The 19,706-nt window shown below is 66.9% G+C and carries 17 protein-coding genes and 1 tRNA gene; 2 read left to right on the forward strand and 16 right to left on the reverse strand.

From position 1 onward, the window contains the following. The first annotated feature begins 119 nt into the window (after positions 1 to 119). Positions 120 to 2,237: an RNA degradosome polyphosphate kinase gene (locus ACUJ46_RS02275; RefSeq protein ID WP_445389516.1), complete on the forward strand. Its 2,118-nt coding sequence runs from the start codon at positions 120 to 122 to the stop codon at positions 2,235 to 2,237. A gap of 39 nt (positions 2,238 to 2,276) precedes the next feature. Here the strand turns inward: ACUJ46_RS02275 and ACUJ46_RS02280 are convergent, their stop codons facing one another. From ACUJ46_RS02280 to ACUJ46_RS02345, 14 genes are all read right to left on the reverse strand, one after another. Continuing rightward, positions 2,277 to 2,504: a hypothetical protein gene (locus tag ACUJ46_RS02280; RefSeq protein ID WP_445388827.1), complete on the reverse strand. Its 228-nt coding sequence runs from the start codon at positions 2,502 to 2,504 to the stop codon at positions 2,277 to 2,279. After that, complete coding sequence (gene ccoS / locus ACUJ46_RS02285) at positions 2,501 to 2,734, reverse strand: cbb3-type cytochrome oxidase assembly protein CcoS (protein WP_445388828.1); 234 nt, start codon at positions 2,732 to 2,734, stop codon at positions 2,501 to 2,503. Before ccoS ends, ACUJ46_RS02280 begins: the two co-directional genes overlap by 4 nt. Then, positions 2,731 to 4,920 carry a heavy metal translocating P-type ATPase gene (locus ACUJ46_RS02290; protein ID WP_445388829.1) on the reverse strand — a complete coding sequence of 730 codons (2,190 nt, stop codon included), beginning with the start codon at positions 4,918 to 4,920 and terminating at the stop codon, positions 2,731 to 2,733. Before ACUJ46_RS02290 ends, ccoS begins: the two co-directional genes overlap by 4 nt. Before the next feature lie 2 nt (positions 4,921 to 4,922). Then, positions 4,923 to 5,387 carry a FixH family protein gene (locus ACUJ46_RS02295; RefSeq protein WP_445388830.1) on the reverse strand — a complete coding sequence of 155 codons (465 nt, stop codon included), beginning with the start codon at positions 5,385 to 5,387 and terminating at the stop codon, positions 4,923 to 4,925. 13 nt (positions 5,388 to 5,400) lie between these two features. Next, positions 5,401 to 6,864, reverse strand: a complete 1,464-nt coding sequence (gene ccoG, locus ACUJ46_RS02300) for a cytochrome c oxidase accessory protein CcoG (protein ID WP_445388831.1) — start codon at positions 6,862 to 6,864, stop codon at positions 5,401 to 5,403. A 5-nt stretch (positions 6,865 to 6,869) separates the two neighbouring features. Further along, positions 6,870 to 7,727: a cytochrome-c oxidase, cbb3-type subunit III gene (gene ccoP / locus ACUJ46_RS02305; protein WP_445388832.1), complete on the reverse strand. Its 858-nt coding sequence runs from the start codon at positions 7,725 to 7,727 to the stop codon at positions 6,870 to 6,872. Further along, complete coding sequence (locus ACUJ46_RS02310; RefSeq protein ID WP_445388833.1) at positions 7,724 to 7,912, reverse strand: cbb3-type cytochrome oxidase subunit 3; 189 nt, start codon at positions 7,910 to 7,912, stop codon at positions 7,724 to 7,726. Before ACUJ46_RS02310 ends, ccoP begins: the two co-directional genes overlap by 4 nt. Before the next feature lie 9 nt (positions 7,913 to 7,921). Continuing rightward, the gene (ccoO, locus tag ACUJ46_RS02315) at positions 7,922 to 8,653 is read right to left on the reverse strand and encodes a cytochrome-c oxidase, cbb3-type subunit II (protein WP_445388834.1); all 732 of its coding nucleotides are present in this window, start codon (positions 8,651 to 8,653) and stop codon (positions 7,922 to 7,924) included. 14 nt (positions 8,654 to 8,667) lie between these two features. Continuing rightward, a complete protein-coding gene (gene ccoN / locus ACUJ46_RS02320) occupies positions 8,668 to 10,275 on the reverse strand; it encodes a cytochrome-c oxidase, cbb3-type subunit I (protein ID WP_445388835.1) in 1,608 nt (535 codons plus the stop codon). A 235-nt stretch (positions 10,276 to 10,510) separates the two neighbouring features. Continuing rightward, entirely contained in the window at positions 10,511 to 12,316 is a 1,806-nt protein-coding gene (locus ACUJ46_RS02325) for an acyclic terpene utilization AtuA family protein (RefSeq protein WP_445388836.1), read from the reverse strand. A gap of 45 nt (positions 12,317 to 12,361) precedes the next feature. Next, on the reverse strand, positions 12,362 to 13,609 hold the full coding sequence (locus tag ACUJ46_RS02330; protein WP_445388837.1) for an acyl-CoA dehydrogenase family protein: 1,248 nt from the start codon (positions 13,607 to 13,609) through the stop codon (positions 12,362 to 12,364). Between the two features lie 11 nt (positions 13,610 to 13,620). After that, on the reverse strand, positions 13,621 to 14,739 hold the full coding sequence (locus ACUJ46_RS02335) for an acyl-CoA dehydrogenase family protein (RefSeq protein WP_445388838.1): 1,119 nt from the start codon (positions 14,737 to 14,739) through the stop codon (positions 13,621 to 13,623). A 195-nt stretch (positions 14,740 to 14,934) separates the two neighbouring features. Beyond that, a complete protein-coding gene (locus tag ACUJ46_RS02340; protein WP_445388839.1) occupies positions 14,935 to 15,717 on the reverse strand; it encodes a DUF2189 domain-containing protein in 783 nt (260 codons plus the stop codon). A 153-nt stretch (positions 15,718 to 15,870) separates the two neighbouring features. Continuing rightward, positions 15,871 to 15,947: transfer RNA gene (locus ACUJ46_RS02345), tRNA-Arg, on the reverse strand. A gap of 73 nt (positions 15,948 to 16,020) precedes the next feature. Between ACUJ46_RS02345 and ACUJ46_RS02350 the strand changes: the two genes are divergently transcribed. Further along, a complete protein-coding gene (locus ACUJ46_RS02350; RefSeq protein WP_445388840.1) occupies positions 16,021 to 16,554 on the forward strand; it encodes a hypothetical protein in 534 nt (177 codons plus the stop codon). An 11-nt stretch (positions 16,555 to 16,565) separates the two neighbouring features. Here ACUJ46_RS02350 and ACUJ46_RS02355 read toward each other — a convergent pair whose 3' ends face one another. Beyond that, positions 16,566 to 18,104, reverse strand: a complete 1,539-nt coding sequence (locus ACUJ46_RS02355) for a serine hydrolase domain-containing protein (RefSeq protein ID WP_445388841.1) — start codon at positions 18,102 to 18,104, stop codon at positions 16,566 to 16,568. A gap of 31 nt (positions 18,105 to 18,135) precedes the next feature. Continuing rightward, positions 18,136 to 19,695: a peptide chain release factor 3 gene (locus tag ACUJ46_RS02360; protein ID WP_445388842.1), complete on the reverse strand. Its 1,560-nt coding sequence runs from the start codon at positions 19,693 to 19,695 to the stop codon at positions 18,136 to 18,138. Between the last annotated feature and the right edge of the window lie 11 nt (positions 19,696 to 19,706).

Consider the following 19,706-nt stretch of genomic DNA (forward strand, 5'->3'; position numbering starts at 1 on the left):
AGGGGCCGCGCCCTTCAGCCGCGCAGCCTTGCGCGGCATAGTCATCATCGCGCCATTGCCTGTAACATGGCCGCTGCTAAGCTTCGCCCATGGCAAGTCTTACCCGTCCCACTTCACCCATGGCCGTGGATTCCGGCGTCGTCCTGGGGCCTGAGCGTTACATCAACCGCGAACTGTCCTGGCTCGCCTTCAATTCGCGCGTTCTGGAAGAAGCGATGAACCCGGCCCACCCGCTTCTCGAGCGGCTGCGCTTCCTCTCGATTTCGGGCAACAACCTCGATGAATTCATGATGGTGCGTGTCGCCGGCCTGCGCGGGCAGGTGGATGAAGGGATCGAGCGCCCGTCGCCCGATGGTGCGACGCCCGCCCAGCAGCTGGCCGGAATCGCCATTGCCGCCGACCAGCTGATGATGGTGCAGCAGGATGTGTTCGGCCTGTTGCGCCGGGCGCTTCGCAGCGCCGACTTCGCCATCCTGGACGCTTCGGAACTGACGAAGGAGGAGACACGCTGGCTCGAGGCCCATTTCCTCGATCAGATTTTTCCCGTGCTCACCCCGCAGGCGATCGACCCGGCCCACCCCTTTCCCTTCATCCCCAACAAGGGCTTCAGCCTGGTGTTCGAAATGCGGCGGCTGGCCGATGACGAGCGGCTTTCGGCGCTGCTGATGCTGCCGCCGATGCTGCCGCGTTTCGTGCGCCTTCCCGGCAGTTCGGCGCGCTACATCTCTCTCGAGCATGTGCTCACCCGGTTCTTCCCGCTGATCTTCCCCGGCTTCGAGGCGCTGGGGCAGGGCGCTTTCCGCATCATCCGGGACAGCGACATCGAGATCGAGGAGGAAGCCGAGGATCTCGTCCGCTTCTTCCAGACGGCGATCAAGCGCCGCCGGCGCGGGCAGGTGATCCGCCTGAAGATCGAGGCGGCGACGCCCGACAGCCTGAAGCTGATGGTGAAGCATGCCCTGCATGTCGATGACCGCGACGTGACCGAGGTGACCGGGATTCTGGGAGTCGCCGATCTGGCGAATCTGGTGGACGAGGACCGGCCCGACCTGAAGTTCGAGCCGTTCACGCCGCGCTTTCCCGAGCGCATCCGCGAACATGGCGGGGACTGTTTCGCCGCCATCCGGGCAAAGGACATCATCGTCCACCACCCCTATGAAAGCTTCGACGTGGTCCTGGCCTTCCTGCGCCAGGCCGTCGCCGACCCGGATGTCGTCGCGATCAAGCAGACACTGTACCGAACAGGCAAGAACAGCCCCATCGTGCGGGCGCTGATTGATGCCGCGGAAGCGGGCAAGTCGGTTACCGCCATCGTCGAGCTGAAGGCCCGGTTCGACGAGGAACAGAACCTCACCTGGGCCGCGGCGCTGGAGCGCGCGGGCGTGCAGGTGGTCTATGGCTTCATCGAGTGGAAGACTCATGCCAAGATGTCGATGGTCGTCCGCCGCGAGGTTGGCGGGCTGAAGACCTATCTGCACCTCGGCACGGGCAATTATCACCCGGTCACGGCCCGGATCTACACCGACCTCAGCTTCTTCACCGCCAACCCGGTGCTGGCCCGCGATGCGGCGCAGGTGTTCAACTACATCACCGGCTATGTCGAGCCGCACGGGCTGAAGAAGCTGGTGATGAGCCCGCTCAACATGCGGTCCACGCTGATGGCCGGTATCGAGGCCGAGATCGCCTTCGCCCGTGCCGGAAAGCCCGCGTCCATCTGGCTGAAGATGAACAGTCTCGTCGATCCGCTCATCATCGAGAAGCTCTACGAGGCGAGCGCGGCGGGCGTGCGCATCGACATGGTGATCCGCGGCATCTGCTGCCTGCGGCCCGGCGTTCCGGGGCTATCCGACAATATCCGCGTCCGCTCGGTCATCGGCCGCTTCCTTGAGCACAGCCGCATCATCGTCTTCGGCAATGGCCATGCACTGCCCAGCCGCCGGGCGAAGGTCTGGATCACCTCGGCTGACTGGATGCCGCGCAATTTCGACCGGCGGGTGGAACTGATGGTCCCGATCGAGAACCCGACTGTGCATGCACAGGTGCTCGACCAGGTGATGGTCGCCAACATGAAGGATGACGAGCAGAGCTGGGAGATGCTGCCCGACGGCCAGTACCGGCGCCTGAAGCCGGGCAAGTCCAGCTTCAACCTGCACCGCTATTTCATGACCAACCCCTCGCTTTCGGGCCGGGGCGCGGCGCTGAAGGGCGGGGATGCGCCGCGAAGGCTGGTCAGCTAGGCTGGCGCTTCAGCCAGGCCCGGCAAGCCGGGGGCGGCGTCAGGCCTTTTCGGGCTTCGGCCTGCGGGACTGGCACCAGCCATGGGCGCAGCTGTTGCCGGCCTCGTCACCCGGCCGGCCGGGATTCGGGCTGTCCGCGCTTCCGTCCAGGCTGATCCAGACGACGCCGGCCTGCGTGCACAGGGGCACCATGCCGTTGGCGATGGCGGGCTGGGTTGCCTGCACCAGCGCCACCAGCAGCAGGGACGGCAAGGCTTCGCGGATCATGGTTTCTTCTCCGCCGGGGATTCGTCAGCGCGCGCCTTGGCCGGGGGGGCTTTCGGGCCGGCCTGCGGTTCATCATCCGGCCCGTCATCCGGCCCGTCATCCAGCAGGATGCGCTGGGCTGCGCCGTCGAGGTCCTCATACTGGCCGCTCCGTACGCTCCACAGAAAGGCGATGAGGCCGGCAAGGCCCGCCAGAAGCGCGATCGGGATCAGGAAGGTCAGGCCGGTCATTCCGGCGCCTTCAGCCTGAGCGCGTTCACCACCACGACAATGGACGAAAGCGACATGGCGACCGCCGCGATGAGCGGGGTGGCATAGCCGGCGATGGCGATCGGCACGGCGAGGATGTTGTAGCCGATGGCGGCGATGAAATTCTGCCGCACATGGGCATTGGCGCTGCGCGCCACATCCATCGCCCGCGGCACGGCCAGCAGGCTGTCGTTCATGAAGATGAGGTCGGCCGCCGTCTGGCCGGCATCGCTGGCGGTGGCCGGCGCGATGGAGGCATGGCCGCTGGCAAGCATCGGCGCATCGTTCAGCCCGTCGCCCACCACCAGCACATGGCGGCCCTCTGCCTTCAGTGCCTCGATGGCGGCGAGCTTGCCGGCCGGTGTCTGGCCGGCGGCCCAGCGTTCGATTCCCAGCGTGCGCGCGGCGAGCGCCACGGCGGCTTCCCGATCGCCGGAAAGGATGCGCACATCATGGCCGCTGGCCTTCAGCCGGTCGATTGCGGCAACCGCATCCGGCCGTAGCGGGTCTTCGAAGGCGATCCTGACAGGCGCTGCATGACCACGCCGGAAGGCAAGCTGAAGCAGATGCGCATCAGCTGCGGGGCCGGCAGTCTCCGTGCCATCCTCGACCCATTCCACACGGCCCAGCCGCAGCCGTTCGCCCTGCCAGTCGCCTTCCAGGCCCATGCCCGGCGTTTCGCGCACATCGGCAAGGGTGGCAGGCGTGACGCCCTGCGCGCGGGCGGCGGCGAGCAGCGCGCGCGACAGCGGGTGGTGGCTTTTCGCGGCAAGGCCGGCCGCCAGCGCCAGCGCTTCGCCCGCCAGTGGCAGGGCGCCGGCCGGCACAGGGCGGCCCATGGTGAGCGTTCCGGTCTTGTCGAGCACGATGGTGTCGCATTCGGCGATGCGCTCCAGCGCGCTTCCGTCCTTCACCAGCATGCCGCGCTTCATCAGCACCGATGCGGCGCGCACCTGGACGGCAGGCACCGCAAGGCCCAGCGCGCAGGGGCAAGTGATGATGAGTACGGCAACCGCCGTCACGATGGCCTGATGTGGCCCGGCGCCCGCCAGCAGCCAGCCGATGGCGGTGAACAGGGCGGTCAGGTGGACCACGGGCGCATACCAGCGGGCCGCGCGGTCGGCGATGCGCATGTAGAGCGCCCGCCCGCCTTCGGCCGCTTCCATCAGGCGCACGACCTCGGCCAGGAAGCTGCCTTCGCCGACGGCCGTTGCCTTCACGGCGATGGCTGCATCGATGTTGAGCGTGCCGCCCAGCACCGAGCCGCCTTCGGCAACCGGCTCGGGCAGGCTTTCGCCTGTCACGAGCGACCGGTCCACCGATGTGCGCCCCTCTGTCACCAGCCCGTCGACGGGGATGCGCTCGCCGGCGGCGACCAGCACGGTCATGCCGGGCGCCACGGCTTCGATGGGGCGGTATTCGGTGCTGCCGTCCGGCGCACGCACCAGCGCCCCGCGCGCCGACTGTTTCAGCAGCGTCGCGACGCCGGCGCGTGCCCGGTCGCGCATGATGCTGTCGAGGTAGCGGCCCACCAGCAGGAAGAAGATGAGCATGACCGCCGCATCGAAATAGGCGTGGCGGCCGCTGGTGAAGGTTTCATGCACGGAAAGGGCCGTCGCCAGCAGGATGCCGATGGAAATCGGCACATCCATGTTGGTGCGCCAGTGGCGCAGCGCGCCCCAGGCCGAGCTGAAGAAGGGCATGCCGGCATAGGCGACTGTCGGCAGCGCGATTCCGGCCGATATCAGGTGGAATAGGTCGCGTGTTGCGCCATCGGCCCCGGACCAGACCGAGACGGACAGCAGCATGATGTTCATGGCGGCAAAGCCCGCAACCGCCATCGCCTTCAGCAGCCGCCGGGATGCCGGATCCTCGCGGGCCGCCTCGGCATCGGCGGGCGCGAAGGGCCGGGCTTCGAAGCCCGCGCCCTCGACGGCCGAGAGAATGTCGGCCGCCGAAAGCGACGTGTCTTTCCACTCCGCCGTCAGGCGGCGCGTGGTGAAGTTGACCCGCGCATGGGTGATGCCCGGCAAGGCCTTGACGGCCCCCTCCACCTTGCGGATGCAGCCCGCGCAATGGACTGTCGGCACATGCAGCTCGAGCCGGCGTGCCCCCTTGTCCGTTTCGCTGGTGAAGAGGTCGAGCCCGCCGGGCGCCAGTGTCGCCACGTTCAGCCGCCGATCACCAGGCGTTCTTCGAGGTAATAGCGTTCGCTGCCACGCGTGAGGCGGATTTCAGCGATCCACTGGCCCGGCTGCATGCCATGGGGCGCGGCATAGCGCCCGGGCGCCACTTCCGCCAGAACCAGTTCCCGTGTTTCGCCGCGGCCCAGCGGATGGCTGAGCGCGGCGGTCGCCTTCACGCCGGTCAGCGGCTGGTCGAGGCTGCTTGTGGCGTCCACGATCAAAGCGTCGCCGCGCGCGTCCGCCGTCACGGTCCAGCCCAGGGCCTTTTGCGCCCGCCCGGCTTCCAGCCCCTCGTTGAAATGCTGGCTGGCGATGTAGCTGTTCTTCACCACCATGCCGGGGTGGCTGCGGGCGGCAAGGGTGGCCATGGTGAAGTTCACCGCCAGAACGATGGCGAAGCCTCCGCCGATCACCAGCGCCGCATGCCTGCCAGTGAAACGCCCGGTCATTGCATCAGTCTCCTCAGCGTGCCGGGCTGGTGAAGCGCACGGTCTTGCGCGCTTCGCCTTCGCCATCGGCGGCGGTTGCCAGGAAGGTCACTTCCATCTGTTCCGCCGTGATCGAGGCCGGCGGCACCCGTACCTGCAGGCGGTAGGTATCCACCCCGTCGGGGCGGACGGGCAGGCGCATGGTTTCGGCCGGCGCGCCGGGCCTTGCCGGATCGACGAGGCGGGCGCCGGCGAGGCCCTCGACGCTGAGGTCGAACTGGCGTGGCCGGGCTTCCTTGTTCACCAGCTTCACCGTGTAGCTGTTGCGGATGTCGCCATCCGACATCACGACATAGACGGGGTTGCGTTCCTGCGAGGCGAGCACATCCATCCGTTCGCGCCCGGCCAGCACGGCCAGCATGCCGAGGCCGATTGCCGACCATATGGCGAAATAGAGAAGCACGCGCGGCCGCAGGATCGTCTTCCACATCGGTTGCAGCGCTTCGCCGCGCGATTCCTGCACGTTGCGGTCAAGCGTGGTGTAGCCGATCAGGTCGCGTGGGCGGCCAAGCTTGTCCATCGTATCGTTGCAGGCATCGATGCACAGCGCGCAGGTGATGCATTCGAGCTGTGGGCCGTTGCGGATGTCGATGCCCGTCGGGCAGACGTGCACGCAGGCGAGACAGTCGACGCAATCGCCGACATGCTCCGGGTCTGCCAGCTTCTGCTTCGCGCTGCCGCGCGGTTCGCCACGCCAGTCCTTGTACGTCACGATGAAGCTGTGTTCGTCGAGCATGGCCGACTGAATGCGCGGCCAGGGGCACATGTAGGTGCAGACCTGCTCGCGCATCAGCCCGGCCAGCGAGTAGGTCGTGAAGGTGAGCACCCCGATCGTCGCATAGGCGACGAAGGGCGCCGTGCCACCGACAAGGGAGGACAGGAGCGTCGGCGCATCGGCGAAGTAGAAGACCCAGGCCCCACCCGTAAGCAGGGCGATCAGAAGCCAGCTGGCGTGCTTGGACGTCTTCTTCACCAGCTTGCCGGCCGACATGGGGGCCTTGTCGATCCGCATGCGTTCGTTGCGGTCGCCTTCGATCCAGCGCTCGACCGCCATGAACAGATCGGTCCAGACCGTCTGCGGGCAGGCATAGCCGCACCAGGCGCGGCCGACCGTGGTGGTCACCAGAAAAAGGCCAATGCCCGCCATGATGAGCATGCCGGCCACATAGTAGAATTCCTGGGGCCAGATCTCGATCGGGCCGAAATAAAAGCGCCGGTTGGCGAGATCGACCAGCACCGCCTGATCCGGCGCATAGGGGCCGCGGTCCCAGCGGAGCCAGGGCGTGATGTAGTAGATGGCCAGCGTGACGAAGAGGATCGCCCACTTCAGCCGCCGGAAGCTGCCCGTCACCTTCTTGGGGTAGATGGGCACACGCTTCTTGTAGAGCGAGCCGCCGGGAAGACCGCCCGGCGCCGGATCGAGCGGCTTGCTGGCCATGCTGGTTACTCCCCGCCGCCCAGGCTGTGGACATAGGCGGTGAGCTTGCGGATTGTCGCTTCGCTCAGTCGGTCATTCCAGCCCGGCATCACGCCGGCGCGCGCATTGTGGATGGTGTGGCGCAGCGAGGCGCGGTCGCCGCCATAGAGCCAGATGGCGTCGGTGAGGTTCGGGGAGCCGAAGTCGCGCATGCCCTTGCCATCGGGGCCGTGGCAGCTTGCGCACTGCTCGGCGAAGATGGTGGAGCCGCGTGCCGCCATGGCGGCATTATGCTCCTGGCTGGAAATGGCACGCACATGCTCGACGACGAATTCGATCTCGCCGGCGTTCAGCAGCCCGTCCCGCCCGAAGGCCGGCATCAGCGACTGGCGCGTGTCATCGTCGCCCGGATGGCGGATGCCATGTTGCAGGGTGTAGTGGATGGATTCCAGATTGCCGCCCCACAGCCAGTCGTCGTCGTTGAGGTTCGGGTAGCCATTGCCGCCGGCCGCGCCCGAGCCATGACACTGGACGCAGTGGACCTTGAAGGCCGAGCGCCCGCCTTCGATGGCGGCGTTCCAGAGCTGCGGATTGTTCGGCAGCTCGGCCAGCGGGATCTGCTCGATGTCCTTCAGGACCGCTGCGCGCGATGCTTCCAGTGCGGCCATTTCCTGCTCGACCTTGGCGCGGCTGGACCAGCCCAGCGTGCCCTTGGTGTAGCTGCTGATGCCCGGCCATGCCGGATAGGCGATGCTGTAGCCGATGGCGAAGATGATGCAGGCATAGAAGATATACAGCCACCAGCGCGGCAGCGGGTTGTTATATTCCTGGATGCCATCCCATTCATGCCCGGTCGTGCCCGGATCCTTGCGTCCATCACTCATTGGTCGGACTCCCTGGCCCCCTCGGGGCCTTGATCGATGCTGTCGCGGAAGGGGATCATGCGGGCGTCATCCTGCTGGGAGCGCGAGCCGGGGCGGAAGGCCCAGCCGATCACCACCAGAAAGGTCACCACCATGAACAGCAGCCCCCAGCTGTCCGCGAACTGTCTCAGTGTTTCATAGTCCATCGCCCGGCCTCAACGACGGTTCTCGGCCGGGACATAGGTGTCGAAGTCGACCAGCGTGCCCAGCATCTGGAGATAGGCGACAAGGGCGTCCATCTCGGTGATGCGGGTCGGGTCGCCGTCGAAGTCGCGCACCTGCACCTTGTTGCCATAGCGCTCCTCGAGGCCCGACGGGTCGCCGTTCGGGTCAGTCTGGGCCTTCAGATCGGCCAGCGCGTTCTCGATCTGGGCATCGGTGTAGGGCACGCCGACGGTCCGGTTGGCCTTCAGATGCTTCGCGATGTCGGCTGCCTTCAGCTCCTTTTCCTTCAGGAAGGGATAGGCCGGCATGATCGATTCCGGCACCACCTTGGTGGGCGCGATCAGGTGCTGGACATGCCATTCATCGGAATAGCGGCCACCCACGCGGGCAAGGTCGGGCCCTGTCCGCTTGGAGCCCCACTGGAAGGGGTGGTCATACATGCTCTCGGCCGCCAGGCTGTAGTGGCCGAAGCGCTCCGCCTCGTCCCGGAAGGGGCGCACCATCTGCGAATGGCAGGTGTAGCAGCCCTCGCGGATGTAGATGTTGCGCCCGGCCAGTTCGAGCGGGGTGTAGGGGCGCATGCCCTCCACCTTCTCGATGGTGTTTTCCAGCCAGAACAGCGGTGTGATCTGGACAAGGCCGCCGATCATCACCGTGATCAGGGTCAGGACGCCGAGCACCGTGACGTTGCGCTCGATCTTGCTGTGGCTCATCAGTGCCATGGGTCTTCGCGCTCCTATTCGGCGGCGGCAGGCTGGGCGACGGGCGCCAGCGGCTTGTCGAGATGCGGGTTGAGGGGCTCGCCGGCTTCGAGCGGCGCTTCATCGCGCAGCTTGCCGAGCGCCGTGAGCCACAGGTTCACGCACATCAGCACCGCACCGGAGAGGAACAGCACGCCCCCCAGCAGGCGGATGATGTAATAGGGGTGCATGGCCGCCACGACTTCGGCGAACGCATAGACGAGATACCCCTCGGCGTTGAATTCCCGCCACATCAGGCCCTGCATGATGCCGGCCACCCACATGGACGCGGTGTAGAGGGTGATCCCCGCCATCGCGAGCCAGAAGTGCCAGTTCACCCAGCGCAGCGAATAGAGCCGTTCACGGCCCCACAGGCGCGGCGCGAGGAAGTAGAGCGAGGAGAAGCTGATCATGCCGACCCAGCCGAGCGCACCCGAGTGGACGTGGCCGATGGTCCAGTCGGTGTAGTGCGACAGGGCGTTGACCGACTTGATCGACATCAGCGGCCCCTCGAAGGTGGACATGCCGTAGAAGGCGAGGGCGGCCACCATCATGCGGATGATCGGGTCGGTGCGGATCTTGTCCCACGCGCCTTCCAGGGTCATCAGGCCGTTGATCATGCCACCCCAGCTGGGCATCCACAGCATCACCGAGAACACCATGCCCAGAGTCTGCGCCCAGTCGGGCAGGGCGGTGTAGTGCAGGTGGTGCGGGCCGGCCCAGATGTAGAGGAAGATCAGCGACCAGAAGTGCACGATCGACAGGCGGTAGGAATAGACCGGACGGTTGGCCTGCTTGGGCACGAAATAATACATCATGCCGAGGAAGCCGGCCGTCAGGAAGAAGCCGACGGCATTATGGCCATACCACCACTGGGTCAGCGCGTCCTGCACGCCCGAGAAGGCGGAATAGCTCTTGGCGCCAAAGCCGGCGGGAACCGCCAGGTTGTTCACGATGTGCAGCATCGCGATGGTGATGATGAAGGCCAGGTAGAACCAGTTCGCCACATAGATGTGCGGCTCGCGGCGCTTCACGATGGTGCCGACATAGACGGCCAGATAGGCCACCCAGACGATCGTGAGCCACAAGTCCACATACCATTCCGGCTCGGCATATTCGCGGGACTGGGTGATGCCCAGCACATAGCCGGTGGCGGCCAGCACGATGAAGAGCTGGTAGCCCCAGAAGACGAACCAGGCCAGTTCCGGCGCCCACAGGCGCGCGCGACAGGTGCGCTGCACCACATAGAAGCTGGTGGCGATGAGCGCGTTGCCGCCGAAGGCGAAGATGACACCCGAGGTGTGCAGCGGGCGAAGGCGGCCGAAGCTGGTCCATTCAAGGCCCAGGTTCAGGGCCGGCCAGGCCAGCTGGGCCGCGATCACGACACCCACCAGCATGCCCACCACGCCCCAGAAGGCCGTGGCGATCACGCCGGCGAGGATCATGCCGTCGGCATAGCCGGTTTCCTCGCCGCGCGGCAGGATCCACCCGCCGGCCGGTTGCGGTTTCACCCGCCCCAGCGTGGTGACGGCAGCGAGAATGGCGGCGATCAGGATGATCACCCCGTGTACCGCGAAGCCTGCTTCCGTGGCTGTCGCGATCATGAATAGAGAAAGCAGCGCAAACACGAGGTAGGCGCCGGCTTGGAAAAAGGCAGTCATCGATTGGCCCTGACCATGGCTTATCGCCCGGCGAACCGGGCCCCTTTGAGACATGTACCATGGAAAGGCCGGCGTCGCGTGGCCTTGATCCCAATCAAATCAGAGGGATTTTCCATGGGCGCGACGTTTTGGCGCACCCCGCCGCCCTGAAACCGCAGCGCGCATTCCCATGCAGCCCTCAGGCGAGCGTGCGCGGCACCTTCACGGGAAAATCGAGTAATTGCTGTGCCTTGCCCTTGGCGAGCGGATCGAGCCGGAGGCTCGCGAACTGGCCGCCGCCAAGCGCGTCAAGGAAGTGGAGGTTGAGGGCGTGCATGCCCGGCAGCTCGTAGAGCCGCACGGCCGGATTCGCTGCGCCCTCGAATTCATGGGCGAAGAAGTCGCGCATCGCTTCGGGCGCGAGGGCGGTTCGGATGTAGGGCAGATAGTCCGGCCGGCGGGCGGCTACCCCGATGTTGAAGGCATCGCCCTTGTCGCCGCTGCGTGCCCAGGCAAGCTGGATGAGCGGCACGTCCACCCAGTCCGCCCCGGGGGTGACGGTGTCGCCGGGGGGCGGGGGTGTCACGTCGGCCGGGTCGAAGCGGCGGGGCGGCGCGCCGACCGTCGCGTCTGCCGTCGTGCCGTCCATGTGGATGGTAACGGGCACCGCCGCCCTGTCGATCATGGTCGAGAAGACCCGCATCACGGGCCTGACTTCGGGCCGCCCGGCGAACCAGCCGGTCGAGCCGACCGACATGGATGTCATGGGGGAATCGAATTCGCGGAGGAAAACGCCGAAGGCCTCCCGGTCATCATGTTCGGCGGCGATCTTCAGCACGATCTCGCGCGTGTCGCGGGCGCGGGAATTGGCGCCATAGCTTGATTCTGCGCCGATCAGCTCCACCCGCGTCGCGCGATATGGCCCGATGTTGCGCTGGCGCAGCATGCTGTCCAGCCGGCTGAGCATGGCATCCGCCTGCTTCTCGCCCTTGCGCGCGGCGTCGCGGCCGACGATGGGCATCACCGCGATGCAGCGCCAGCCATCGGCCCATGTCATGGACACCTTGTAGCGCCCGCTGGGCGGATAGCCGCGCGCACCCGACACGCGGACACGCTGCTCGCCGACCTGCTCGACCTTCACCTGCGTGAAGTCGCAGACGACGTCGGGCAGGGCGTAATCCTGCGGGTTGCCGATTTCGTAGAGGATCTGCTCGATGACGACGCCTTCGCTGACAAGCCCGCCTGTTCCCTCGGGCTTCGTCACCACGAAGCTGCCATCGGCTGCGCATTCGATGATCGGGTAGCCGATGTTCGCCCAGTCGGGCACCTCTTCCCAATCGGTGAAGAGGGCGCCGGACCCTTGCGCCCCGCATTCGATCACATGGCCGGCAAGCGAGCCTTGCGCCAGCTGGTCGAGATCGGTTTCGCTCCAGCCGAATTCATGGATGAGCGGGCCGAGCGCCAGCGCGCTGTCCACGCAGCGGCCGGTGATGACGACATCGGCCCCCATGGCCAGCGCCTTGGCGATCGGCCGCGCGCCCAGATAGGCGTTGGCCGAGACGATCTTGTCGCGCGGCGGGAAGGGTAGGCCGGTGTACAGTTCCTTCGTGCGGCCGCTGTCGGCCAGTTCGTCCAGCCGGCCCATCAGGTCGTCGCCGTCGATCACGGCGATCCTGAAGTCGAGGCCCTGTTCGGCAGCGATCGCCCGCATGCGCGCGGCGCAGGCATGCGGGTTCACGCCGCCGGCATTGGTGACGATACGGGTGCCGGTCCGCTTCAGGGCGTGCAGATTGTCTTTCCAGACCCAGTCCGTGAAGTCGGAGGCATAGCCATGGTCGGGGCGCTGGGCCTTCAGCGCCCCGAGGGCGGACATGGTTGCTTCGGCAAGATAGTCGAGCATCAGATAATCGATGCCCGCCTCGATCAGCTGCGGTGGCGCGATGCTGGAATCCCCCAGAAAGCCGCTGCCGCCGCCGATCCTTACGATCCTGCCTGTTTCACCCATGTCCGCTCCGTTCCCGCTCCGTGTCTGTTGCCCGGCCGCGGCCGTTCAGTTCTTGCGGCCGCTGGTCGGGATGTCGCGGAAGGCCACGTCCTTGTCCACGCGGATGTCCCCGGGCAGCCCCAGCACCCGCTCGGCGATGATGTTGCGCAGGATCTCGTCCGAGCCGCCCTCGATGCGGGTAGCCGGAGAGCGCATCAGCACCGCCTGGAACCAGCCTTCGCGCGCGGCGATCTCGGGGTCGTCCACCACGCCGGCCTCACCCATGAGGTCCAGCGCGAACATGGCGATTTCCTGCATGCTGGAGCCGGCGACCAGCTTGCCGATGGAGTTTTCCGGCCCCGGCGTCTCGCCCCTGGAAAGCGCTGTGAGCGAGCGCATGCCGGTATAGGCAAGGCCGCTCTGGCGGATGGCGAACTGGGCGAGGCGCGAGCGCACCATCGGGTCATCGACGGCCGGCCGGCCATCGAGTTCCAGCATCTTCGTCAGCTCCAGAAGCTCGGGGAAGCCCGTGCTCATCGAGCCGCCGATGGCCGCGCGCTCGTTCATCAGCGTGGTGAGCGAAACCTCCCACCCCCTGTTCTCGTCGCCAAGCCGCTGGGAATCGGGGATTCGCACATCGGTGAAATAGACTTCGTTGAAGTGCGACTGGCCGTTCGCCTGCTTGATCGGCCGGATCTCGACACCCGGCGAGCGCATGTCGAGGAAGAACATGGTGAGGCCCTTGTGCTTGGGCACGTCGGGGTTGGTCCGTGTCAGCAGCAGGCCCCAGTCGCTGTGCTGGGCGCCCGATGTCCAGATCTTCTGGCCGTTGATGATCCAGTCACCGCTGCCGTCGGCCGCGCGCTCGGCGCGGGTGCGCAGGCCGGCAAGGTCGGAGCCGCCGGCCGGCTCGGAAAAGAGCTGGCACCAGATTTCCTCGCCCGAAACCAGCGGCGGCAGCAGCCGGCGCTTATGCTCTTCCGAGGCCCAGTGCATCACCGTGGGGCCGCACATGCCATGGCCGATGGTGAAGGGGCCGGACAGCTTGGCGAAGACGCCTTCCTCCTGCGCCAGGATCACGCGCTGGATGGGCGTGAAACCGCCGCCGCCATATTCCTTCGGCCAGCTGGGGCAGGAATAGCCGGCTTCGGCCTTCTTCTTCTGCCAGGCCTTGCTTGCTTCCATGGAAGCGCCGGCGCTGCCGAAGCCCATGCGCTGCAGCTCGGCTTCCAGTTCGTGCGGGGCGTTTGCCTGCATCCAGGCCCGCACTTCGCTGCGGAACGCGGCTTCTTCAGGGGTATCGTCGAAGTTCATCTGCGGTCCTTTCAGGCTGCGCGCTGGTCTTGCCGGCGCATGCGTTCGATCAGCAGGTCCTCCCAGCTGGTCTGCGAGCCGATGGCGAGCGCCAGCTGGTTGGAACGGCGGTAGAAGAGGTGGCAGTCGAAGGCCCAGGTGAAGCCCATGCCGCCATGCACCTGGATGTTGTTCTTCGCGCAATGCTGGAAGGCCTGGGTGGCGGCGACCCGCGCAGTGGCCGCCGCGACAGGCAGTTCCGCTGCATCGGTCGAAAGCGCCCAGGCTGCATAATAGGCGTTGGAGCGCGCCAGCGTTGCCGAGACATACATGTCGGCCAGCATGTGCTTGATTGCCTGGAAGGAGCCGATCTGCCGGCCGAAGGCGATGCGTTCCAGCGCATAGTCGCGCGCCATTTCAAGCGCCCGGTCCGCGCCGCCGATCTGCTCGAAGGCCAGCAGCACGGCCGCCTTGTCGCGCACGGCTTCCACCAGTTCCCAGCCACCGCCGGCGCGGCCCAGAAGCTCGGCCGGGGCATTGTCGAAGCAGATGCGCGCCTGGCTGCGGCCCGGATCGACCGAGGCGAGCGCCTCGCGTTCCACGCCCGCCGCGCCGAGATCGACGAGGTAGAGCGACAGCCCGGCATCGTCCTTCGCGGCGACGACAGCGACATCGGCCGCCATGCCATCCGTCACCGGCAGCTTGACGCCGGAAAGCCTGCCGCCCGACACGCGGGCCGAAATGCCGTCAGGCCCGAGGCGGCCGGCCTTTTCGACCAGCGCTTCGGCACCGATCGCGCTGCCGTCGGCAAGCTTCGGCAGCCAGGCCTTCTTCTGTGCCTCGGTCCCGGCGGCCATCAGATATTCGGCGACTAGATAGATGGAGGAAGACACCGGAACCGGCGCCAGCACCCGGCCGAGTTCCTCTGCCAGGACGCACAGCTCGAGCCGGCCGAGGCCGAGGCCGCCGAATTCCTCGGGAATGGCGGCGCCCAGCACGCCCATTTCGGCAAGGCCGGCATAAAGCGCCCGGTCATGCGTTTCCGGCCCTTCGAGCACGGCGCGCACGGTGGTCGGCGGGCATTTGTCTGCCAGGAAGCGGCGGAGCTGCTCCTTCAGCTGTTTCTGGTCGTCCGAAAAATCGAGGTTCATGCGTTTCTCCCTCAGGCGTGGCCCTGACCGGCCGGCGCCCAGGAAAGCGCATGGTCAGCAGCCTGTCTTCTCTGCCGGCGGCATGGCTGCCAGCATCCCGCGAACCAGCTAGCCGTCTTTGCACCCGAAGGGGCACTGCGGCTTTCATCAGTATGGACGCCGGGACATCATGCGCCCCGGCGGTCTGACGACGCGCTACGGGGTCGGGTGGCTGACGGCGCGGCGATAGAGGTGCCAGGTGGCGTGGCCGAGCACGGGCAGCACGAGGAACAGGCCCAGGAACAGCGGCAGCATGGCCGTGAACAGCGAGACGGCGATCAGCACCGCCCAGGCCAGCAGGACAAGCGTGTTGGACCGCACCGTGGCGAGGCTGGTGATGATGGCGGTGATGAAATCGATGCGTCTGTCCACCAGCATCGGCAGGCTGATGACCGTGATCGAAAAGAAGGCCAGCGCCAGCATGGCGCCGACGGCGCTGCCGACCAGCAGCATCACCGCCCCCTGTCCGGTTGCTATCTGCCCGAGTGTTTCGGCGCCGATGCCCGATGTTCCCATGAAGATGGCGAAAATGCCCCGGGCAAGCACCACCCAGAAGGCGAAGGACATGAAGACCACGATCCCCATCATCAGGATCTGGTCATCCCCGCGGCCCCGCACGGCGCCCAGAACGACCCCCCAGCCGACGGGCAGCCCGGCTTCCCGGCGGCGGCTCACTTCGTAAAGGCCCACGGCCGTGAACGGCGCCAGCAGCGGAAACCCGGCTGCCGCGAGCGTCAGCCACATCAGTTCCCCGCGCTCGACAAGGCCGTAATAGAGCAGCATTCCGCCCAGCACATAGACGGCCGAGAAAAACAGGCCGTAGGCCGGATTTGCCAGAAAATCCTTCCAGCCCGCAGCCAGCGCCGCCCCCAGATCGCCAAGGCGCAGATTTCTGGCAACCGTGACCGGCGCGACGCGGACCTGATCGACCACTGTCATGACAGACCTCCCCCTCATTCATTCCCCGCCGGAACATTGAACGAGGCGCGCCCCGCCATCAAGATGGATGATAGCAGCCCATGGCGTTCGCACGGGACACGATCCGCCGGCAGGCATTTGCGGTGCCGGAGGAGGGTTTCATAATTTGGAAAATGGCGCGCCCGAAAGGATTCGAACCTCTGACCCCCAGATTCGTAGTCTGGTGCTCTATCCAGCTGAGCTACGGGCGCGTGCCGAGGGCGGCCGTTTAGGAGAGGGCGATGCCGATTGCAAGCGCGGAGTTGATGCGGCTAGGAAAATATCATGCAGTTTCACCCCAGGGTCGCCGCCAGGGCGCCAGCGCTTGCCGCCTCGCTTCTCATGCTTGCCGCCTGCGGCCACAGCGCCACGGGCTTTCCTTCGCTCGCGGTGCGGCCGGGGGAAAAGCCGCGCGTGATCGAGGCGCCGGGCGCGGGGATCGTGCCGGCGCTTTCCGTGGAAGAACGCACGGCGCTGGCCAGTGACATCGCGCGCGAGCAGCGGGCGCTCGATACCATTCTGGCCGACATGGCGGCCGAAAAGCGTGCGCTTGATGCGGCGCTTTCGCGGCTGGGCCGTGTCGAGGCCGGCTCTGTTCCCTGGAGCGCTGCGCAGATGGCGCTTTCCCGCTATGATCTGGCCCGCAGCCAGCTGGCCGATGCCGATGCCCGAACCACGCCGCTGCTGCGGCTGGTGGACAGCCTGCCGCCAGACGATGCCGACAGGCGCCGGGTGGAATCGCTGGTTGCCGGAATCGCCGCCGCCCGCGCGGCCGGCGAGGCCGTGATGGATGCGGGCAGCCGCCGGATCGGCGACTGAACCTTCGTTCCTCAGCTACCCTGTTCGATTGCGAGGCGCAGCGCCTGGATTGTGGCCGGGGCCGTCGGCGTGAGGATGATGCGCCCGTTCAGCCGGCCTTTTTCACAGGCCCATGAAAAGCGCGCCGAAAGGGCGCCCTCGGGCATGACCGGTGCGGCAAGGTCGCAGCGGCCAAGCTCCGCCTTCAGGTGCTGCAGGTCTTTTGCCCACAGGTCGGCCGGGCGATCCATCAGCATGTTCATCGCCAGCGCATCGGGCCGGGCGTCGATACTGCCCGATTCCCAGATGTGGCGCACGGCAGCCATGGCGGTGCTGACGGCCGGGCTTTCCGGAATGGGCCTGTCGGTTGCGAAGCCGGCGCGCTTCAGGATGCCGGCCGCATCCCAGACCGGGGCGAGAGGGGCCGCGTAGGTACGGTTGGAAAAAGCGAAAAGGCCGACCCCCGCATCGGGCAGAAGCAGCATGTGGCTGCCATAGCCGGGATAGCCGCCGGAATGGAACAGCACGCCGCCCAGTTCGCAATCCGTGCCCGCCACCAGGCCGGCGGCATAGATCATCATCATGCGGCAGTCGGGCGCGTCCTTGCCGGGGCGTGCGCGCTGGTGGACGAAGCCCCCGCCTTCGCGCATCTGCCGGATCACGGCCCTGTTCACCGCGCTTTGCGCATCGGTGGCGGCGGCTTCTGCCGGCCAGCCCGAAAGCAGGTGGGTCATCCATTTCGCATAGTCGTTCGCGGTGGTGACCACCCCGCCCATCGCCCCGAAGACGCCGTCGGCCATTTCAGGCTCGGGAAGCCAGCGGCCTTCCTGCCAGCGATAGCCGAGCGCCAGCCGTTCGGGCGGCACCTCGCCCACTTCGTAGCGGGTGGACAGCATGCCCAGCGGCTTCCAGATCGTGTCGCGCACATGGGCCTGATAGGCCGTGCCCGAGACATAGGTGATGATCCGGCCAAGGGTCGCATAGCCGAAGTTGGAATATTCGTAGCGGGTGCCCGGCGCGCTGTGGAAGGGCACGCCGGCCTTCAGCATGGCGGTGAAATCGGCCTCCGCCATGGATTGCTGGCGGTCCCCCCAGGGGTCGTCCGTCACGAATCCCGCCGTGTGGTGCATCAGGTCGCCCACGCTGATCCCGTGCGCCCAGCCGGCCATTTCCGGCACATGCAGGCTTGCCGGATCATCGAGGCGCAGCCGCCCGGCCTGCTGCAGCTTCAGGATCGCATAAGCGGTGAACGCCTTCGACATCGAGGCGATGCGGAAGGCGGTATCGGGCGTGACCGGGCGCTTGCGGCGCAGATCCTGCACGCCCATGCCTTCCACATGCACCAGCCGGCCATCGGCGACCACACCCCAGACAAGGCCGGGCACATGGTTCGCTTCCATCCAGCCGGCGAATCCGGCCCGCATTTCGGCAAGGCCGGGTTCGATCGCGGGCCGGGCAATGGCGGCCGGTGGCGTTGCTGCGCCGCCGGCCAGTGCAGGCTGGGCGATGGCGAAGGCAAGGACCGGGGCGAGAAGCCGCGCCGGGGCGGCGATCAGGGCTGGCGTGCGCATGGTCGCCAGCCTAGCGTCTGCCGCCGGCGGCTCAAGTCCGTTCGCGCGTCGCCGAAAAGCGGACAGCGGGATGGCGGCCCTGGATGTAGTTCAGGTCCCACAGGTCCTTGGCCAGGAACACGGGATGGCCGTCGCGGTCGGCGGCCATCTGGCTGCGATGCTCTTCCCCCAGTTTCCTGAGCGCCGCCGGATCGTCTGACGCCACCCAGCGCGCGGTATCATAGGGGGAAGCCTCGAGGACCGCCTCCACCTTGTACTCGGCTTCCAGCCGCGAGATCAGCACTTCGAGCTGCAGCTGGCCGACGACGCCCACCACGGTCTGCGCGCCGATGGCGGGGTGGAACACCTGGATGACGCCCTCCTCGGCCATGTCGTCCAGTGCCTTCTTCAGCTGCTTGGTCTTGGTGGGGTCTTTCAGGGCGACACGGCGCAGGATTTCCGGCGCGAAATTGGGCAGGCCGGTGATGGTGACGGGCGGGCCGTCCGTCAATGTGTCGCCCACGCGCAGCGTGCCATGGTTGGGGATGCCGATGATGTCGCCGGGGAAGGCCTCGTCTGCGGTTTCACGCTCGCGCGCGAAGAAGAGCACGGGGGAATGGATGGCGATCGCCTTGCCGGTTCCCACCTGGGTGAGCCGCATGCCGCGCCGGAAGCGCCCCGAGCACAGCCGCATGAAGGCGACCCGGTCGCGGTGCATCGGGTTCATGTTGGCCTGCACCTTGAAGATGAAGCCGGTGACATTGGCTGCATCGGGGGAAATGGGTGCCGGCTCGGCGGGTTGCGGGCGCGGGCCGGGGGCAAAGCGCGCCAGCGCCTCGATCAGCGGCTCGACCCCGATTTCGCGCAGGGCGGAGCCGAAATAGACCGGAGTCAGGTCGCCATGGCGATAGGCTTCGGCGTCGAAGGCCGGGTAGCCGATCCCGGCCAGCTCCAGTTCCTCCGCCACGCGTTCGTTGATGGCCGGCGACACGAGATCGGCAAGCGCGCCCTGTGCCAGGCTGCCGTCCGGCCGCTGCAGCTGGTTGCGTTCCATGTCCCACAGGCCTTCGAATTCGCCGCCCATGCCCACAGGCCAGCTCATCGGGCAGACATCGAGCGCCAGCTTGTCGGCGATCTCGTCCAGAAGCTCGAAGGGGGAGCGTCCTTCGCGGTCGACCTTGTTGATGAAGGTGATGATCGGAACCGAGCGCAGGCGGCAGACTTCGAAGAGCTTGAGAGTCTGCGCCTCGATGCCCTTGGCGGCGTCGATCACCATCACGGCCGAATCGACGGCGGTGAGCGTGCGGTAGGTGTCTTCCGAGAAATCCTCGTGGCCGGGCGTGTCGAGCAGGTTGAAGAGCAGGCCGTCGCGCTCGAAGGTCATCACCGAGGAAGTGACGGAGATGCCGCGCTGTTGCTCGATCTTCATCCAGTCGGACCGAGCCCGCCGCGCCGCGCCGCGCGCCTTCACCTCGCCCGCCGCATGGATGGCGCCGCCGGCCAGCAGCAGCCGTTCGGTCAGCGTGGTCTTGCCCGCGTCAGGGTGGGAGATGATGGCAAAGGTGCGCCGTTCGGGGTGATCCCCCGCATGCGCGGCTGGCTGTGTGGACATGGGCGGCCCCT

The sequence above is a fragment of the Sandaracinobacteroides sp. A072 genome (genome assembly GCF_052616365.1).

Bases quoted from the DNA above. Each gene is read 5' to 3' on its own strand.
- ACUJ46_RS02275 (WP_445389516.1), top strand. From the start codon at position 120: ATGGCCGTGGATTCCGGCGTCGTCCTGGGGCCTGAGCGTTACATCAAC.
- ACUJ46_RS02280 (WP_445388827.1), bottom strand. From the start codon at position 2,504: ATGATCCGCGAAGCCTTGCCGTCCCTGCTGCTGGTGGCGCTGGTGCAG.
- ccoS (WP_445388828.1), bottom strand. From the start codon at position 2,734: ATGACCGGCCTGACCTTCCTGATCCCGATCGCGCTTCTGGCGGGCCTT.
- ACUJ46_RS02295 (WP_445388830.1), bottom strand. From the start codon at position 5,387: ATGACCGGGCGTTTCACTGGCAGGCATGCGGCGCTGGTGATCGGCGGA.
- ccoG (WP_445388831.1), bottom strand. From the start codon at position 6,864: ATGGCCAGCAAGCCGCTCGATCCGGCGCCGGGCGGTCTTCCCGGCGGC.
- ccoP (WP_445388832.1), bottom strand. From the start codon at position 7,727: ATGAGTGATGGACGCAAGGATCCGGGCACGACCGGGCATGAATGGGAT.
- ACUJ46_RS02310 (WP_445388833.1), bottom strand. From the start codon at position 7,912: ATGGACTATGAAACACTGAGACAGTTCGCGGACAGCTGGGGGCTGCTG.
- ccoO (WP_445388834.1), bottom strand. From the start codon at position 8,653: ATGGCACTGATGAGCCACAGCAAGATCGAGCGCAACGTCACGGTGCTC.
- ccoN (WP_445388835.1), bottom strand. From the start codon at position 10,275: ATGATCGCGACAGCCACGGAAGCAGGCTTCGCGGTACACGGGGTGATC.
- ACUJ46_RS02325 (WP_445388836.1), bottom strand. From the start codon at position 12,316: ATGGGTGAAACAGGCAGGATCGTAAGGATCGGCGGCGGCAGCGGCTTT.
- ACUJ46_RS02330 (WP_445388837.1), bottom strand. From the start codon at position 13,609: ATGAACTTCGACGATACCCCTGAAGAAGCCGCGTTCCGCAGCGAAGTG.
- ACUJ46_RS02335 (WP_445388838.1), bottom strand. From the start codon at position 14,739: ATGAACCTCGATTTTTCGGACGACCAGAAACAGCTGAAGGAGCAGCTC.
- ACUJ46_RS02340 (WP_445388839.1), bottom strand. From the start codon at position 15,717: ATGACAGTGGTCGATCAGGTCCGCGTCGCGCCGGTCACGGTTGCCAGA.
- ACUJ46_RS02350 (WP_445388840.1), top strand. From the start codon at position 16,021: ATGCAGTTTCACCCCAGGGTCGCCGCCAGGGCGCCAGCGCTTGCCGCC.
- ACUJ46_RS02355 (WP_445388841.1), bottom strand. From the start codon at position 18,104: ATGCGCACGCCAGCCCTGATCGCCGCCCCGGCGCGGCTTCTCGCCCCG.
- ACUJ46_RS02360 (WP_445388842.1), bottom strand. From the start codon at position 19,695: ATGTCCACACAGCCAGCCGCGCATGCGGGGGATCACCCCGAACGGCGC.